The 2,363-nt window shown below is 66.5% G+C and carries 1 protein-coding gene and 2 pseudogenes; all 3 read right to left on the bottom strand.

Annotated elements, in window-relative coordinates:
* Window positions 1-754 (bottom strand): annotated as a pseudogene (locus tag CAPSK01_RS23115) (hypothetical protein); the annotation flags it as partial.
* Between the two features lie 49 nt (window positions 755-803).
* The gene (locus tag CAPSK01_RS14435; protein WP_273703739.1) at window positions 804-1,265 is read right to left on the bottom strand and encodes a hypothetical protein; all 462 of its coding nucleotides are present in this window, start codon (window positions 1,263-1,265) and stop codon (window positions 804-806) included.
* 315 nt (window positions 1,266-1,580) lie between these two features.
* Window positions 1,581-2,168: pseudogene (locus CAPSK01_RS14430) on the bottom strand (ATP-binding cassette domain-containing protein); the annotation flags it as partial.
* Window positions 2,169-2,363: the final 195 nt, after the last annotated feature.

Raw genomic sequence — 2,363 nt, 5'->3', positions numbered from 1 at the left:
CTTGCCAGGCCTTGCCGGAGAGCTGGTCGCACCGCTTGTCAGCGAGCAACTGCGCACACAGGAGCCAGGCGGATTGCAGCGCCATGCTCATGCCCTCGCCGATGATCGGATGTGCCTCGCCGGCCGCATTGCCGATGCGGAACAGCCGGTCGTCAGCACGCAAGCGGACCCCCGGATCAAGCGGCCCGGCCGCCAGCCAGGAACCTGCACGCGAGGCGGTCTGCAGCGCCCGGCGAACGCCCCGGCAGTCGCGCCGGAGCAGCGCTTCGACGGCGTCGCCGGCACTCAACGTGGACGACGCCTGTCGACAGGCTTCGAGACGGTCGCGTCGGATACAGCAGGCGATGGTGGTCAAGCCGCCATCCGCGACGACCATGCCGCCATAGCCTCCGGTGAACGACAGCACGGGCAGGAGACCCTCGTCCAGCGACGCATCGCGGAAGTTGGCCTTGAAGGCGAGCAGGTCCAAGGGCTGGGCGTCCAGCAGGATCAGGTCGACCGGCGGCCACGCCGGCGCGAGCCACCGGGCAACGCCGAGCAGCAGGTTGCCATCGCCGGCACCGATTTCGAGCACCTGCAGCGGCCGCGTCGCCGGGGTTGATACGATTGCCGCACGCAAGGCGCGCGACACGATCGAACGGGTAGCCATCGCACGATGAACGCGCCGCAGGTCGCGACCCGAACGCGTCGCCGCCGGGTCGTCGACAGCCAGGCCATCGAGAATCTCGGCGCCCACGACCCTCGGCATGGCCATCAAGGATTCCTTCGCACGGTCGGCCGGGCGGCCATGGCAAACGAACTCATCAGCTCACCCGCAGCAAGGCGCCGTGGCAACTGAAGCCGGCGCCGAACGACGAAACGAAGGCGAGCACGCCGGCACGCAGCCCGAGGCGCTCGACCACATGCCCCGACAGACCGGGACACAGATAACCGGTACAGGTGCTGACGATCACCGCACCCAGGTCGGGCGCGTTCAGGCCGCTCCTGGCGAGCGCGCTCGCGGCGGCGCGTGTGGCGAGCGCCGGTGCGTGCGCGAGAAAGCGCCGCGCCAGCGTGTTCGGGTCGATCGTGAACACTTCGTCGAGCGAATCGAGGGCGAGCCAGCGCGCCTCGATGCCGTTGTCGCGTTGCAGGACGGCGCGCGCCACGCAATGGGCGCGCGCGTCGAGGCGCGCGAACCAGTCGGAGTTCTCGAAGGCTGCCAGGCACTCCGCCTTGGTGTAGCGAGCTGCCGGCGTCGCCGTGCCGATGCCTTGGAAATACATGTCTAGCGGGCGTCCATCGGGAACAGAAGATTTCCGCAAAGGGGCAGGTGGGACAACAAGGCCTCGCCTTCAGGAGTCTGCTGATTCATGATGATCTCTCCTGCGTGTGGATGGAACCTGGGATCGCACATGCGATGGCTTGTGCCAATGCATCGCGCACCCTGTGCCCGCTGGCCGACGTGATTCAAGCCGTGGCTGCGGGCAGGTAGCCATCATGGCCCAGGCGTGCACGGGTGTATGTGCGCCAGCGAACGCAAGATCGGCCGCGGGACGGCAGGGTGCGTACTCGCCGACGGCGTTTCCGCACTTTCTCCGCTACTCGGCGGGTGCCTCCCGATCGAAGCGGTAATCGCTCGCCGCATACAGTTGCCATCCGCCATCGCCCGTCAGTTCCAGGACCTGCGGGTGGTATTTCAGGATGGAGGGACGGTAGCCGACGCTGATCAGCGTCGTGCCGCTGGCCGCCAACTGCCGATAAAGACTGTTCTCGTTGGCGATATCGAGGGCGCTGGTCGCTTCGTCGAGAATGGCGTAACGGGGTGCGGAGAGGAGCACGCGGGCGAAAGCGATGCGTTGTTGTTCGCCCACCGAGAGGACCTTGGCCCAATCGAGCTCGGCATCCAGGCCATCGAAGCGGGCGGCAAGGTCAGGCAGATTGACCTTCTCCAGCAAGCGCAGCAGTTCCTCGTCGGCGATCTCCTGCTCCCGCAGCGGATACAACAACTGGCTGCGCAGGCTACCCAGCAGCATGTAGGGACGTTGCGGCAGAAACAGCATTTCCTTGGCCTCCGGCTGAATGATGCGGCCACTGCCCGAATGCCACAGACCGGCAATGGCGCGCAACAACGAGCTTTTTCCGCAACCGCTGGCGCCAACGATCAGCACCCCCTTGCCCGGATCGATCACGAGTTCGCCGAAAACGATCGGCACCCCTCCGTCAATGCAGTGTCAACTGTGATCCTGCTTAACGGTCATGGCTGTTGCAAGCACCCTCGATCATGAAAGCCATGACCGTTTCCCTCCCCCGACTCTTCCCACGGCCCGCGCTGCATCGCGGGCCGGCTGCGGCGGCGCGGCGCAGGGCTCCGAGAGGGGGAG

The sequence above is a fragment of the Candidatus Accumulibacter vicinus genome, from assembly GCF_000584955.1.
In the GTDB taxonomy this organism is placed as follows: Bacteria; Pseudomonadota; Gammaproteobacteria; order Burkholderiales; family Rhodocyclaceae; genus Accumulibacter; species Accumulibacter vicinus.
This window is presented reverse-complemented; position numbering and strand designations above follow the sequence as displayed.

What these genes read in the sequence shown, in the direction of transcription:
- CAPSK01_RS14435 (WP_273703739.1), bottom strand. Translation starts at nt 1,265, where the DNA reads ATGTATTTCCAAGGCATCGGCACGGCGACGCCGGCAGCTCGCTACACC.